This is a genomic window from Halorubrum salipaludis (assembly GCF_002286985.1).
GTDB classification, from domain to species: Archaea; Halobacteriota; Halobacteria; order Halobacteriales; family Haloferacaceae; genus Halorubrum; species Halorubrum salipaludis.
In genome coordinates, this window is record NZ_NSKC01000004.1 from 243,234 (window position 1) to 256,864 (window position 13,631).

Annotated in this window: 11 protein-coding genes; 6 read left to right on the forward strand and 5 right to left on the reverse strand. The window is 70.9% G+C overall.

Annotated elements, in window-relative coordinates:
* Nucleotides 1-8: 8 nt before the first annotated feature.
* Nucleotides 9-659, reverse strand: coding sequence for a nucleotide-binding protein (locus tag CK500_RS09265; RefSeq protein WP_095636946.1), 651 nt, complete (start codon nucleotides 657-659; stop codon nucleotides 9-11).
* The gene (locus CK500_RS09270; RefSeq protein ID WP_095636947.1) at nucleotides 656-1,462 is read right to left on the reverse strand and encodes a DUF7857 domain-containing protein; all 807 of its coding nucleotides are present in this window, start codon (nucleotides 1,460-1,462) and stop codon (nucleotides 656-658) included. The genes CK500_RS09265 and CK500_RS09270 overlap by 4 nt, the downstream gene beginning before the upstream one ends.
* Nucleotides 1,463-1,560: 98 nt before the next feature.
* Here CK500_RS09270 and CK500_RS09275 point away from each other — a divergent pair, with 98 nt between their 5' ends.
* The 5 genes from CK500_RS09275 to CK500_RS09295 all read left to right on the forward strand — a co-directional run bounded on the left by CK500_RS09275 (nucleotide 1,561) and on the right by CK500_RS09295 (nucleotide 8,363).
* Entirely contained in the window at nucleotides 1,561-2,730 is a 1,170-nt protein-coding gene (locus tag CK500_RS09275; protein WP_095636948.1) for a hypothetical protein, read from the forward strand.
* 54 nt (nucleotides 2,731-2,784) lie between these two features.
* On the forward strand, nucleotides 2,785-4,065 hold the full coding sequence (locus CK500_RS09280; protein ID WP_095636949.1) for an amidohydrolase: 1,281 nt from the start codon (nucleotides 2,785-2,787) through the stop codon (nucleotides 4,063-4,065).
* Between the two features lie 108 nt (nucleotides 4,066-4,173).
* Nucleotides 4,174-4,821, forward strand: a complete 648-nt coding sequence (locus CK500_RS09285) for a hypothetical protein (protein WP_095636950.1) — start codon at nucleotides 4,174-4,176, stop codon at nucleotides 4,819-4,821.
* A gap of 419 nt (nucleotides 4,822-5,240) precedes the next feature.
* Nucleotides 5,241-6,932: a BCCT family transporter gene (locus CK500_RS09290; protein ID WP_198951538.1), complete on the forward strand. Its 1,692-nt coding sequence runs from the start codon at nucleotides 5,241-5,243 to the stop codon at nucleotides 6,930-6,932.
* Between the two features lie 69 nt (nucleotides 6,933-7,001).
* Complete coding sequence (locus CK500_RS09295) at nucleotides 7,002-8,363, forward strand: aminotransferase class III-fold pyridoxal phosphate-dependent enzyme (protein ID WP_095636951.1); 1,362 nt, start codon at nucleotides 7,002-7,004, stop codon at nucleotides 8,361-8,363.
* Between the two features lie 110 nt (nucleotides 8,364-8,473).
* Here the strand turns inward: CK500_RS09295 and ilvA are convergent, their stop codons facing one another.
* Complete coding sequence (gene ilvA, locus CK500_RS09300; protein WP_095636952.1) at nucleotides 8,474-9,748, reverse strand: threonine ammonia-lyase; 1,275 nt, start codon at nucleotides 9,746-9,748, stop codon at nucleotides 8,474-8,476.
* Nucleotides 9,741-11,066, reverse strand: a complete 1,326-nt coding sequence (locus CK500_RS09305; protein WP_095636953.1) for an amidohydrolase — start codon at nucleotides 11,064-11,066, stop codon at nucleotides 9,741-9,743. The genes ilvA and CK500_RS09305 overlap by 8 nt, the downstream gene beginning before the upstream one ends.
* A 135-nt stretch (nucleotides 11,067-11,201) precedes the next feature.
* Here CK500_RS09305 and CK500_RS09310 point away from each other — a divergent pair, with 135 nt between their 5' ends.
* Nucleotides 11,202-12,206 (forward strand): NAD(P)-dependent oxidoreductase, encoded by a 1,005-nt coding sequence (locus tag CK500_RS09310; protein WP_095636954.1) that lies wholly within the window; start codon nucleotides 11,202-11,204, stop codon nucleotides 12,204-12,206.
* 60 nt (nucleotides 12,207-12,266) lie between these two features.
* On the opposite strand, the gene gdhB is transcribed toward CK500_RS09310, so the two are convergent.
* Complete coding sequence (gdhB, locus tag CK500_RS09315) at nucleotides 12,267-13,589, reverse strand: glutamate dehydrogenase GdhB (RefSeq protein ID WP_095636955.1); 1,323 nt, start codon at nucleotides 13,587-13,589, stop codon at nucleotides 12,267-12,269.
* Between the last annotated feature and the right edge of the window lie 42 nt (nucleotides 13,590-13,631).

A 13,631-nucleotide genomic window follows, 5' to 3' on the forward strand; every position in this document is an offset into this window, starting at 1 on the left:
CGCCCCCGTCAGCGGGGAACCCGCCGAGCGAGTTCGCGGACCGCCTCCGCCGCGGCGCTGTCCGGCGCGGCGTCGACGACCGGTCGCTCCTCGGCGACCGAGCGACCGACCCGCGGGTCCGCGGGGACGACGGACGCCGGCGCGCCGAGCGCGTCGGCGATCGCGTCGGTCGGCGGCTCCTCCGTCACCCGGTTGACCGCGCAGCCGACGAGCCCGGCGTCGAGTTCGCGGGCGAGCGCCCGCGTCCGGATCGCGTCGGCCAGCGCGAACGCCCGCGGCGACACGACGAGCAGGCAGGCGTCCGCGACCGCGAGCGGGACGCCGGCGTCCGCGCGACGCCCCGCGGGACAGTCGAGCACGACGGTGCCGCGCTCCCGCTCGATCGCCGCCACCGCGGACTCGAGCCGGCGGAGGTCTGCCGCCCGCGCGCCGGCGAGGGTCCGGCCGCAGGGGACGACGTCGACCGGGCCGGCCCGCAGCGTCTCGCGCGGGTCGGCCGCGCCCGCGAGCGCGTCGTGGAGGTCCGGGCCGCGCCCGCCGGGGAGGTCCGCCATCCCGAGGTCGGCGTCGACGACGACCGCGTCGAGCGCGGCGGCGACGTTGTACGCGAGCGTCGTCTTCCCGACGCCGCCCTTTCCGCCGGCGACCGCGAGGATCACGCGAGTTGCTCCAGCGCCTCGATCGGCGCGTCGGTCGCCTCCGCGCGCGCCGCGAGCGCCGACGCGCGGTCGCTCAGCTCGCGGAGCCGGTCGGCGTCCGCGGCGACACTCTCGTCGAGCCCGGAAAGCCCGTCGACGCCGTCGGCCTCCGCGACCGCCTCCGTTGCGGTCGCCAGGTCGGCGTCGGTCAGCCGCTCCGCCCGGTCGATCCGTTCCTCGACCGCGTTCAGTCGGGCGTCGACCGCGTCGAACCACTCCGTCGTCGCTCCCGGCGGCGCGGGAGCGGTGGGGTCGGGCTCCGGTTCGGCCCCGTCAGCGACGGCGGGTCCGGGCTCTGGCTCCCCGCCGCCGTCGCCGGCGGATCCGGTCGCCACCACCGGATCCGCGTCGGCGAGGCGGTCAGAGCCGTCTGCGACCGCGTCCCTCGGCGGACGGTGGTCTCCGAGCCGCCGAAGGGCGGCGGCCGTCGCCGACGCGGTCGATTCGTCGCCCTCGCCGGGGTCCGTGTCCCCAGACCGCTCCGTCGGATCGACCGCCGCCACCTCGGCGATCTCGACCGGCGGCTCGGTCGGGGGAGCCCGGGCCGCGAAGCCGAGCGCCCGCCGTTCGCCGGGATCGAGACGAAGCGTCGCGCCCGACTCGTCCCACCCGTCCTCCGGGACGCCGCCCCGCCGAGGCGGGAGCACGGGCGCGTCGAGCCGGCTCTCGACCCGGACGCGCCGCGGGACGGCGTCGTCGTTGCGCACGCGACACCGGACGAGCGACACGTCCCCTTCCCGATCGACGTCCCACGCGAAGTCCATACGGCGGGTGCCGCGGTATCGCACTTAAACTGCGGGGCGGAAGACCGGCGGGCGCGACGGGAGAATCGCTTATTAGCTGCGGGCGAGTCGCGTCCGACATGGACGAGCCGGCGGTGTTCGACCGGGTGGTGACCGCGCTCGACGAGCGGAACTACGAGCCGCTGGTCCACGTTCCCGAGGCGCATGCCGACGCGTACGCGGACGTGCTCGACCGCTGTCGCCGTCACCGGATCGCGATCCGCGGGCGGTACCCCGACGTGCTCGGCTTCACCGACGCGAACCGCGTGTTCGCGATCGAGGTGAAGGGCTCTTCGAACCTCCTGCGGGGAATCGGGCAGGCGCTCACCTACCAGCAGGGCGCGCACGTGTCCTACCTCGCCGGCCACGGCGACGCCGTGCGGCCGCACGCCGACCTGCTCCGGTCGAAGGGGATCGGCGTCATCGGCGTCGACGACGACGGCGCGACCGCGTGGCGCTCGCCGCCGAGCGCGGAGTCGACCGCGGAGGTCACGGACGTGGAGGGGCAGCTCTCCCTGCGGCTCCGCGGGGACGAATTCGGCGGCGACGTTACGACGCTGAGCCTCGCGCAGCCCTTGAACTACTTCGCGCCGGTCGTCGCGCTCGACCGGGACGGCCCCCGCGCCCGCGACGAGATCGTCGACGCGATCGCCGACGAGTACGGGTTCGGCGCCGGCGGCGAGACCGTCGCGAGCGCGCAGACGCTCGGACTGGTCACGGCCGGCTCGCCGCACGAGCTGACCGAGCAGGGGGAGCTGGCCGCGACGGTGCTCCGCGGCTACGGGGTCGAGGACCTCGACGACCTCCGCCTGACGAAGGAGGACGTGGGGCGACGCACGGTCGCCGAGGTCCACCCCCCGCTCGCGGTCCTGCTGAAGAACTCGTTCGTCAGACACCCCGAGTTCGGGCTGCTGCTCGACGCGCTCCGGAAGGAGGGGCCGCGGGTCCACTTCCTCGATCTCGTCGAGCGGCTGGTCCGCGAGTACCCGAACGTCTTCCTGAGCGCGTTCTGTACGACCCGCGGCGCGGCCCGCGCCCGGGAGCTGATCGAGCGCGGCGAGACTTCCCGGCTCTACCGGGACCGGGGCGTCTGGACCGACGTGATACGCACCAACGTCCTGTTCAACTTCGTCCAGCAGCTGAAACACGTCGGCGTCCTCGCCCCCGAGACGCGCAGCCACAGCGGCGCGATCGCCGACTACGACCCGGACGCGAAGCCGTGGATCGTCGTCGGGGGCGGGGACGACTGACGCGGTGAGTCATCGGCTACGGTTAAGTAGCCTGACCGCTTCCCCTTCGGACAGATGCCCCACGACGCGCGATCCACACTGACCGAACTTCGACGGGCGTTCCACCGCCACCCGGAGCCCGGATGGCGCGAGTTTCGGACGACCGCCCGCGTCGTCGAGGAGCTGGAGCGGATCGGCGTCGACGAGATCGCGGTCGGCCGCGACGCGCTCGCGACCGGCGAGCGCATGGCCGTCCCGGACGACGACGAGATCCGGCCGTGGATCGACCGCGCCCGTCGCGCCGGGGTCGACGAGGACCTGCTCGAATGCACCGCGGGCGGGCACACGGGCGTCGTCGCGACGCTCTCGCAGGGCGACGGCCCGTGCATCGGGCTCCGCGTCGACCTCGACGCGATCTCGATCCGGGAGTCGGACGAGAGCGACCACCGGCCGGCGGCGGAGGGGTTCCGGTCCGAACACGACGGGTACATGCACGCCTGCGGTCACGACGCGCACCTCGCGATCGCGCTCGGCACGCTGGAGGCGGTCAAAGATAGCGACTTCGAGGGGACGCTCAAGGTGTTCTTCCAGCCGGCCGAGGAGATCTCTGGCGGCGGCAAGGCGATGGCCGAGAGCGGCCACCTCGACGGCGTCGACTACCTGTTCGCGCTCCACGTCGGGCTCGGCCACCCCACCGGCGAGATCGTCGCCGGCGTGGAGAGCCCGCTGGCGATGGCGCACCTGACGGCCACCTTCGAGGGGGCGAGCGCGCACGCCGGGAAGGCGCCGAACGAGGGGGCGAACGCCATGCAGGCCGCCGCAGTCGCGATCCAGAACGCGTACGGGATCGCCCGCCACCGCGACGGCGCGACGCGGGTGAACGTCGGCCGCATCGAGGGCGGCTCCGCAAGCAACGTCATCGCCGAGGAGGTGACGATCGAGGCCGAGGTGCGCGGCGAGACGACCGCGTTGATGACGTACGCGCGCACCGAGCTCGAACGGGTGCTGTACGCCGCCGCGGAGCTCCACGACTGCGACGTGACGCCGCGCGTGATCAGCGAGTCGCCGTGCGTCGACAGCCACCCGGCGCTCCGGGAGCTCGTCGGGAACGTGGCGTGGGACGTCGACGGGGTCGAGCGCGTGATCCCGTCCGAGGAGTTCGGCGTGAGCGAGGACGGCACCTATCTGATGGGGCGGGTGCAGGACGCCGGCGGGCTGGCCTCGTACGTCTTGGTCGGCACGGACCACCCGACGAGCCACCACACGCCCACCTTCGACGTCGACGAGGAGAGCCTCGCGATCGGCGTCGGGCTGCTGTCGGACGCGTTCGTCGAGCTGTCGCGACGCCGGCCGTAGCGGGAGCGGGGCCGCGAGGCGGGAGCGGGGCCGCGAAATCCGGCTCGGTCGGCGGCGTCGGTTGGGGCGATCAGTACTGTTAATCCGGTGGCACCCGCTATATCGGCCATGAGCCAGAACGACGTGCCGGAGTCGCTGGAGGCGGCTGCCGAGTCGGACCGGCCTCGCGGAATTCTCACGCCCTCCGACCGTGACTTTCTGCTCGGACGAAAGACGGACTACACGGATCACTCCCGGAAGCAGAAGCGGAACCGGATCCGACGCCGCGTCCGGAACGCGATCTTAGACTTCAGCATCCTCTTCGAATGCCTGGAAGAGCGCGACCGGGAGACGGTGTTCGACCCGGACGACGAGGACCGCGAGGCGTACACGCAGGGGATCACGGACATGCTCGCGTTCCTCCACCTCGGCACGATGGGGTACCACACGCCGTTCAAGGACATGCTCTCGGAGGGCGTCGGGAAGGCGGAACAGCGGCTCGCGGGGTCGAACTACCGGATGGTCAACGTGGAGTTCAACGTCGAGCCGGTCGGCCAGATCGACGTCGACGAGGTGGTCGGGAAGCTCGAAAACGACGAGTTCGCGGAGCTCACCGACGAGGAGCTCCGCGCGTTCGTCCGCCTGCTGACCATGTCGGAGTCGTTCTCGCCGGAGGAGGCCGGCGAGGAGATCAAAGACCGCGTCGACGAGTTCGCCGAGAAGCTGACGGAGAGCGCCGCCTCCCACGAGCGCACGCTCGAAGAGCTGACGAACTAGCGGACCGGCGGGCCGAAACGGCCGAGGTCGCCGCTCCGCGCGGTAACGAATATCGATGACGCGCGGACACGCGGGCGCCGATCCCCCGCGGCGGCGGTGGCGCGGGAGTAGCGCGGAGGCGGATCGAGAACGGTCGGATAGCACGTCGTTCGGTGGAATGATTGAAGGATTGTCGCTCGTTTCTCGCTGATCGTCTACTACACTGCGGCTATCGGTGTGTATCCCGTCGCATCCGAACCAAGACACGAATTGCGTTGATCATCCATACACAATACATAATCCGAGTAGAAACCGGCTCCTTGAGAAACACTTATTGTGTATAATTTCGATCCACCGTGCATGCCAGCACGTGGCATGGTACTCGGCGGGCGGAGGCAGCGTGGGTCAAGTAGTCGTCGCCGTCGCGGAGGTGTCACCTGATGAGCGGCTCCGAGTCGGGCGTGATCGCGGAGTTCCGCGAGGAGATCGACCCGATCGTCTTCGCGTTCGGCGCCCTGATAACGCTGGGCGTGATCGCCGCGTTCTTCATCAGCCCGTCGACCGTCGAGAACGGGATCTCGTCGCTCAACGACCAGCTGCTCGGCGCGTTCAACTGGGCGCTGCTGTTGATCGTCTTCCTGATCGTGCTGTTCCTCCTGTTCCTGATCGTGGGGCCGTGGGGCGGGATCAAGCTCGGCGACGAGCCGCCTGAGTACAGCTTCCTCTCCTTCTTCGCGATGCTGTATTCCGCCGGTTTCGCGGCCGGCGTCGTGTTCTGGGGGCCGACCGAGGCGCTGTTCTACTACGACAACCCCTCGCCGCTGTTCAGCGGCGTCGAAGGGGGAACGGCCGAGGCGATGACGGTCGCCGTCCAGCAGACGCTGTTCCACTGGGCGCTGCCGCAGCTCGCGGTGTTCACGATCATGGGGATCGCGATCGGCTACTTCGCGTACAACTACGAGGACGTTCCGCTGCGCGTCTCCTCGGCGCTCACGCCGATCCTCGGCGCCGACAACCTCGACGGTCCGGCCGCGAAGGTCGTCGACATCCTCGCCGTCTTCGCGACGATCGGCGGCGTCGCCACGTCGCTCGGGTTCATCGGGAGCCAGTTCGTCACCGGCCTCGACTACCAGTGGGGGATCAACATGGGCGATCTGGGGATCCTGCTCGTCGTCACCATGATGACCCTGCTGTTCACGACCTCGATGGTGCTCGGGGTCGACAAGGGGATCCGGCGGCTGTCGAACTTCAACATGATCCTGTTCGTCGCGCTCATGCTCGTGACGTTCGTCGTGGGCCCGACGCTGTTCCTCGTGCTGCTCGGCACGCAGGCGTTCGGCGGGATGATAACCGAGTTCGTCTCGATGAGCCTCTTCACCGGCGCCGGGCCGATGGGCGGCGGCGACGCCAGCGCGACCGGCTGGATGAACGCGTGGACGGTGTTCTACTGGGCGTGGGCGCTCTCGTGGTCGCCGTTCGCGGGGCTGTTCATCGCCCGGATCTCGAAGGGACGGACCGTCCGCGAGGTGGCGTTCACGGGGATCGTCGCGACCTCCGGCGCCACCATCCCGTGGTTCACCTTCGTCGGCGGCACCGCTGTCTGGGCGCAGCACAACGGGATCGCCGACTTCGGCGCGGTGATGTCGGGCGAGGCCGGAGCGGAGGTGTCCGGATTCATCCTCTTCGAGGCGCTGAACTTCACGCTGAACCTCGGTGGGGCGTCCGTCAGCCTCCCGGTCGGGTCGGTGTTGATCTACGCGTTCATGATCCTCGTGACGACGTTCTTCGTCACGTCGGCGGACTCCTCGACGCTCGCCGTCTCGATGATGACCACCGGCGGGAAGGCGAAGCCGTCGAACATCAATCGGGTCTTCTGGGGCGTCGTCCTCGGGATGACCGCGGCGATCCTGATGATCCTGGGCGGCAGCGGCAGCGCGAACACGCTCCAGCAGGCGGCGATCATCACCGGCACGCCGTTCGCCTTCGTCTGCTTCCTCGCGATGGTGGCGCTGATCAGGGACTTCGGCAAGCACTACGACCAGGTGCTCTTACAGGACGAGACGGTGCTGTACGGCCGGAGCGACGAGGCGGACTCGCGGTCCGGACAGGCCGCCGGCTCGGACGACGACTGACGGGCTCGCGTTCCCGGGGCGAACCGATTTATAACAAGTTTTAATGTACGTTGTACACATTATCCGTGTATGGATAGGGACACGGCGGAACCCACCGCGGACGCACTCCCCGGCCCGAACGCGCGGCGTTGGGTCGAATTCCACCAGGAGAACGCCGCACCCAGCGAGTACTCCCACGAGTTCGTCTGGGACGTGACCCGCGAGGCGGACGGTCCCTTCGTCACGGACGTCGACGGCAACGTCCTCCTCGATTTCACCTGTCACATCGGCGCCGCGCCGCTCGGGTACAACAACGAGAAGGTGCTCTCGAAGCTCCGGGAGTTCGACCTCGTCGAGCCGATGAAGATCGCCGGCCAAGACATGTACTTCGGCTCGGGGGCGACGCCGGAGGACGCCTCGTTCCCCGGATCGAGCCACCTCATGGAGAAGCTGACCGAGGTGTCCGGCCACTACGGGATGGACACCGTGTTCCTCTCGAACTCGGGCGCGGAGGCGATGGAGAACGCGATGAAGATCACGCACGACCACCGCGCGCCGGCGAAGTACGGCGTGGCGTTCGAGGGGAGCTTCCACGGCCGCACGCTCGGGACCCTCTCGCTGACGAAGTCGAAGGACGTGTACACCCGCCACTACCCCGAGATCAGCGGCATCGAGACGGTACCGTTCTGCGCGGACCGCGGCTGCGACGCCGCGAGCTGCGACTGCGGCTTCTTCGCGGGCGGCGGCTCGCGGCTCCGGAACATGCTCGCGCCCGAGGGCGGCCACGTCGACCCCGACGAGATCGCCTTCCTGACGCTGGAGCCGGTCCAGGGCGTCGGCGGCTACCGCTTCCCGAGCGAGGCGTTCATGGAGGAGGTCGCGGCCGTCACCGAGGAGTACGACATCCCGCTCGTCGTCGACGAGATCCAGTCGGGCGTCGGCCGGACCGGCGAGATGTGGGCGGCGGACCACTACGCCATCGAGCCGGACGTGATCGCGAGCGCGAAGGCCCTTCGCGTCGGCGCGACGATCTCCCGGTCGGACGTGTTCCCCTCGGAGAAGAACCGGCTCGGCTCGACGTTCGGCGGCGGCGACGTCCTCGGCTCGATGATGGGGACGTTCACGCTGGAGGCGATCCAGGAGCACGACCTGCTGGCCAACGCGACCCGTCGCGGGCGGCAGGCGCGGGAGCTCCTCCGCGACGACGCGCCCGACACCGTCGTCGACGTCCGCGGCAAGGGGCTGATGCTCGCGGTGGAGTTTGACACGCCCGAGCGCCGCTCCGCGGCCGTGGAGGCCGCCCTCGACCGCGGGCTCCTGACGCTCGGCTGCGGGAAGAAGACGATCCGGCTGCTCCCGCCGCTCGACGCGACCGAACGCGAGATCGCGCTCGGCACCGGGATCTTCCTCGACGCGATCGACGCCGTCAGCGCGAGCGCGCCGGCGAACTGAACGGCCGGGGGCGGGCGTTCGCTCGCCGGTTTCGACGGTCGACGCGGTCCCGTTTTCGAGACGACGCAGTCCTTTTCCGACGACGACGCGGTCCGTTTTCGAACGACGACTCAGCCGTCGTCTCGCACCGACCGTTCGACCACGGAGACCCCGTCGAGCGCCGAGACCGCCGTCAACACCGCGTCGAGGTGATCGGGGCCGCGCCCTTCGATCCCGATCGTCACCGGCGTGCGGTTTGGGTGATCGGCCGCCGTGCGGCGCGCGCGCTCGAGGGCGTCGAGTTCGGCGCCTTCGGCGGTCACCGCCTCCACGACCTCGCCGACTCGCGCCGGCCACGACGCGAGCGCGAGCCGCGCCTCGGCGTAGCGCCCGAGCTCGAACAGCCCGGTGCGCGCGAGCTCGGCGTGATCGGTGAGGTTCGCGTTGCCGCCCGAGACGACGACGGCCGGGTTGGCGTCGGCGAGGTCCAGCCGGTCCGAGAGGGCGGCGGCGAGCGGCGCGGCGCCGGCGCCCTCGGCGACCGTCTTCTGGCGTTCGGCCAGCAGCGTCACGGCCGCGGCGATCTCGCGATCGGAGACGGTCACCACGTCGTCGACGACCTCGCTCGCGATCGCGAACGTGGTCTCCAGCATGCGCGTGTCGGCGATCCCCTCGGCGACCGTGTCCACGCCGTCGAGCGGTCGGATCTCACCGGCCTCCAGCGACGGTCCGGCGTGGGCCGCCCCCTCGGGCTGAACGCCGACGACACGGACCTCCCGGTCCGCGGCCGCCGTCGCCGTCCCGATACCGGAGATGAGCCCGCCGCCGCCGATCGAGACGAGCACGGTGTCCATCGCGGGGTACTGCGCCAGCAGTTCGAGCCCGACCGTCCCCTGTCCGGCGACGACGGCCGCGTCGTCGAAGGGGTGGACGAACGTCTCGCCGGTCTCTTCGGCGCGCTCCAGGGCGTGTTCGTAGGAGCGCTCGTAGATGTCGCCCTCGACGAGCACGGTCGCCCCGTACTCCCGCGTCGCCGCGATCTTCGCCGCCGGGGTCACCTCGGGGACGACGATCGTCGTGTCGATCCCGAGCAGGTCGCCCGCGAGGGCCACGCCCTGCGCGTGGTTGCCCGCGCTGGCGGCGATCACCCCGGTCTCGCGCTCGGCCGGCGAGAGCTGCGCCATCGCGTTGTAGGCCCCGCGGATCTTGAACGAGCCGGTCCGCTGGAGCTGTTCGAGCTTGAGCCCAAGCGACGCGGCCCCGCTCATGTCGGCGAAGGTCCGCGAGGTGTCGAGCGGCGTCCGGTGGACGACGTTCGCGAGCCGGCGGCGGGCGGCCTCGATGTCGTCGACCGTGAGGGCCGGACCCCGTTCGGCCTCGTCACTCGCGGAATCCCCGTCAGTCATCGGCGCTCTGGCGGTCGGCCGCCGGGTCCTCCACCTGCGGAACGGGATGTCTCCGTTCGAGGTCGCGGACCGCGCCCACGAGCACGTCCACGCCGTGCCGGAGGCTCCGCTCGTCCACGTCGAACGTCGGGGTGTGGTGGCTCGTCGGGTGGTCCGTGCCCACGATGAGGTACGTCGCCAGGCCGCCGTCCCCCTGGACGCGCTCCATCAGGAACGTCGCGTCCTCGCTCGCGCCGAAGTCCGCCGCCGGGAGCACGGCGTCGATCCCGTCGACCCCCTCGGCGACGTTGCTCACCAGCGCCTGGAGCTCCGGGTCGCTGTCCGCGCGCGGCGACTCGCTCACCAGGTCGACGGTCGCGCGGCAGCCGTGCATCGTCGCGGCGCCGCGCATGACGCGCTCGAACTCGCGTTTCATGAACTCCATCAGCTCGGTCGTCTCGCCGCGCACCTCGGCCTCCATGCGCGCGCGCTCGGCGATGACGTTGCTCGCGGTGCCGGCCTCGGCCTTCCCGACGTTGACCCGGGTCATCCCGTCGGCGTGGCGGGCGATCCCGTAGGCGTTCACGATCGCCGTCCCCATCGCCTGCATCGCGTTGTCGCCCTCGTTCGGGGCCTTGCCGGCGTGCGCCGACGTGCCCTCGATCGTCGCGTCGAGGTGCGCCATCGCCAGCGGCTTCTCGATCCCGGCGACGACCTCGCCGGTCGGGTGATCTAAGCCGACGTGGACCGCGAGCAGGTAGTCGAGGTCGTCCGCGAAGCGGCTCTCGGCCATCGGCCGGCCGCCGCCGCCGGTCTCCTCGGCGGGCTGGAAGAAGACGACCAGCCGCCCGCCGAAGTCGCTCTCGGCGATCGCCTCGAGGACCGCCAGCCCCCACGTCATGTGGGCGTCGTGGCCGCAGGCGTGCATCGTCCCGTCGATCTCCGAGCGGAACCCCTCGTCGACGGGGTCGTGGTCGGGGTCGGTCGACTCCTCGATGAACAGGCCGTCGATGTCGACGCGGAGCCCGATCGCGGGGCCGTCGCCGCGGTCGAGCACCGCGACGGCGCCGGTGTTGCCGCCGGCCATGCGGTCGAGCAGCTCCTCGTCCGCGCCGTGCTCGCGGGCGCGGTCGATCCACGGGCCGAGCTCCGTCTCCGGGACGGCCATGCGGTCGGCCGGGTCGTACGCGTCCGGTCCGACCGCGAGCTCGTCGACGCCGATCGACCGGATCTCCTCGACGAGCGTCGCCGTCGTGAGGAACTCGCGCCACGCGGGCTCCGGGTGGCGGTGGAATCGTCGGCGGACGCTGGCGAGCCGATCGCGGATCGGTTCGTTCATGCGAGTGGCTCTCTCACTCGACCGTCTTAACAGTAGTCCATTGTACACGATTGTCGTGTACGTGAGATACACAAAAGGATAAGGCACCCCCCTCGCATTGATCGGCCAACGCGTCGTCTCGACGCGCGCATACCCATGACACAACAGCCCGCAGACTCCGACGGACAGCAGCCGGCCGATCCCGACGTGGTCGTGTTGCGAGAGGGGACCGAAGGCCTGTCGATGGCGTCGTACGCGGACGCGCTCCGCGAGCGGCTCCCGGACCGGACGGTCGCGCTCGCCCGGACGCCCGCGGAGGAGCGCGAGCTCGTGCCGAGGGCCCGCGCGGTGACCGGCATCACGCTCGACGCCGATCTGCTCGACCGCGCCGACCGGCTGGAGCTGTTCGCCTGTACCTTCGCCGGCACCGACCACGTCCCGACCGACGCGCTCCGGGAGCACGGCGTGGCCGTGACGAACGCGGGCGGGATCCACGCGCCGGGCATCGCCGAGCAGACGATCGCCAACATGCTCGTGTTCGCGCGGAACCTCCACGAGGGGTTCCGCCGGAAGGCGAACGGCGAGTGGCGCCACTTCCAGTCGCGCGAGTTCACCGACAGCACGGTGACGGTCGTGGGGCTCGGGTCGATCGGGCAGGCGGTCGTCCAGCGGCTCGCCGGCTTCGAGGTCGAGACGATCGGGATCCGCTACACGCCGGAGAAGGGCGGGCCGACCGACGAGGTGCTGGGCTTCGACGACGACGACGTCCACGAGGCGTTCGCGCGGAGCGACTACGTCGTGCTCGCGTGCCCCCTCAACGACCTGACTCGCGGGTTGGTCGGGGAGGCGGAGCTGGCGACGCTCCCGCCGAACGCGGTCGTCGTGAACGCGGCTCGCGGCGGGCTCGTCGACACCGACGCGCTCGTCGCCGCGCTCCAGACCGAGGGGATCCGCGGTGCCGCCCTCGACGTGACCGACCCCGAGCCGCTCCCGTCGGACCACGTCCTCTGGGACCTGGAGAACTGCCTCATCACCCCGCACACCGGCGGTCACACGCCCAAACACTGGGACCGGCTGGCCGACATCGTCGCGGACAACGTCGCGGCGCTCGACGCGGGCGAGGAGCTGGAGAACGCGGTCGTCACGCCGGACGACGACTGATCGGACCGCCGGGTTCGAACGACTGATCAGACGGTTGCCGTCGTCGGCCCGACGCGCCGCTCAGGGCCAGAGGCCGCGCGCGCCCTTCGCCTCGGCGATCCGCGAGAGCGCGACGACGTAGGCGGCGTCCCGCCACGTCAGGTCGCTGTCGACGACCTCGTCGCGCACGTTCTCCCACGCCTCCAGCATCTGCTCTTCGAGCTCCTCGTTGACGCGTTCGAGCGACCACGTCCGCCGGTTGATGTCCTGGAGCCACTCGAAGTACGAGACGGTGACGCCGCCCGCGTTCGCGAGGATGTCCGGGATCACCGCCACGCCGCGCTCTGCTAAGATCTCGTCGGCGGCGAACGTCGTTGGCCCGTTTGCGCCCTCGACGACGATGTCCGCGGCGATGTCATCGGCGTTGTCCGCGGTGATCACGTTGCCGACGGCCGCGGGGATCAGCACGTCGACGTCGAGTTCGAGGACCTCCTCGTTCGACAGCGTCGCCGGGGCCTCGTGGGAGAGCACCGCCTCGGGCTCCTCCTCGTGCGTGGGAACGTCCCGGGTGTCGAGCCCGTCGGGGTCGTAGATCGCGCCGTTCACGTCGCTGACGGCGACGACGGTCGCGCCCCAGTCGTCGAGCAGTCGGGCCGCGTTGGCGCCGACGGACCCGAACCCCTGGACCGCGACGGTCGTCTCCGCGAGGTCGCGGTCGTAGTGGTCGACCGCCTCCCGCGCGGCGATCGCCGTCGACCGTCCCGGCGCCGCCTCGCGGCCGTACGACCCGCCGATGACGGGGGGTTTCCCGGTGACGACGCCGGGGATCGTCTCGCCCTGTTGCATCGAGTAGGCGTCCATGAACCACGCCATCGTCTGGGCGTCGGTCCCCATGTCCGGCGCGGGCACGTCCTTCGTCGGCCCGACCACGTCGCGCAGCTCCTCGGCGAAGCGCCGGGTGAGTCGCTCGTGCTCGTCCTCGCTCAGCGACTTGGGATCGACCGCGATCCCGCCCTTTCCGCCGCCGAACGGGAGGTCCATCACGGCGCACTTCCAGGTCATCCACATCGAGAGCCCGGTGCACTCGGCGGCGGAGACCTCCGGGTGGTAGCGGAGCCCGCCCTTGTACGGGCCGCGGACGTCGTCGTGCTGGGCCCGGTAGCCGGTGAACACGTCGACGGTGCCGTCGTCGCGTTCGAGCGGGACGGAGACCTGCTGGACCCGCGTGGGGTGTTTGAGGCGCTCCACGATCGCCGGGTCGACGTCGACGTTGGTCGCCGCGCGCTCGAGCTGTTTGCGCGCGGTGGCGAGCGTTGATTCGGACGTTTCGTCGGTCGCCGCGGTGGTCGCTTCGTCGGGCGTTTCGTCTGTCGCTTCGTCGTCGGCGGTGGGTGTCGTGCTCATAGTGGGTGTCGGCCGTAGTGTGGTGGTGGTCGGCGCAGCGGT

What these genes read in the sequence shown, in the direction of transcription:
- CK500_RS09280 (WP_095636949.1), top strand. Translation starts at nt 2,785, where the DNA reads ATGCCCCACGACGCGCGATCCACACTGACCGAACTTCGACGGGCGTTC.
- CK500_RS09310 (WP_095636954.1), top strand. Translation starts at nt 11,202, where the DNA reads ATGACACAACAGCCCGCAGACTCCGACGGACAGCAGCCGGCCGATCCC.
- CK500_RS09270 (WP_095636947.1), bottom strand. Translation starts at nt 1,462, where the DNA reads ATGGACTTCGCGTGGGACGTCGATCGGGAAGGGGACGTGTCGCTCGTC.
- CK500_RS09305 (WP_095636953.1), bottom strand. Translation starts at nt 11,066, where the DNA reads ATGAACGAACCGATCCGCGATCGGCTCGCCAGCGTCCGCCGACGATTC.
- gdhB (WP_095636955.1), bottom strand. Translation starts at nt 13,589, where the DNA reads ATGAGCACGACACCCACCGCCGACGACGAAGCGACAGACGAAACGCCC.
- CK500_RS09285 (WP_095636950.1), top strand. Translation starts at nt 4,174, where the DNA reads ATGAGCCAGAACGACGTGCCGGAGTCGCTGGAGGCGGCTGCCGAGTCG.
- CK500_RS09295 (WP_095636951.1), top strand. Translation starts at nt 7,002, where the DNA reads ATGGATAGGGACACGGCGGAACCCACCGCGGACGCACTCCCCGGCCCG.
- CK500_RS09290 (WP_198951538.1), top strand. Translation starts at nt 5,241, where the DNA reads ATGAGCGGCTCCGAGTCGGGCGTGATCGCGGAGTTCCGCGAGGAGATC.
- CK500_RS09275 (WP_095636948.1), top strand. Translation starts at nt 1,561, where the DNA reads ATGGACGAGCCGGCGGTGTTCGACCGGGTGGTGACCGCGCTCGACGAG.
- ilvA (WP_095636952.1), bottom strand. Translation starts at nt 9,748, where the DNA reads ATGACTGACGGGGATTCCGCGAGTGACGAGGCCGAACGGGGTCCGGCC.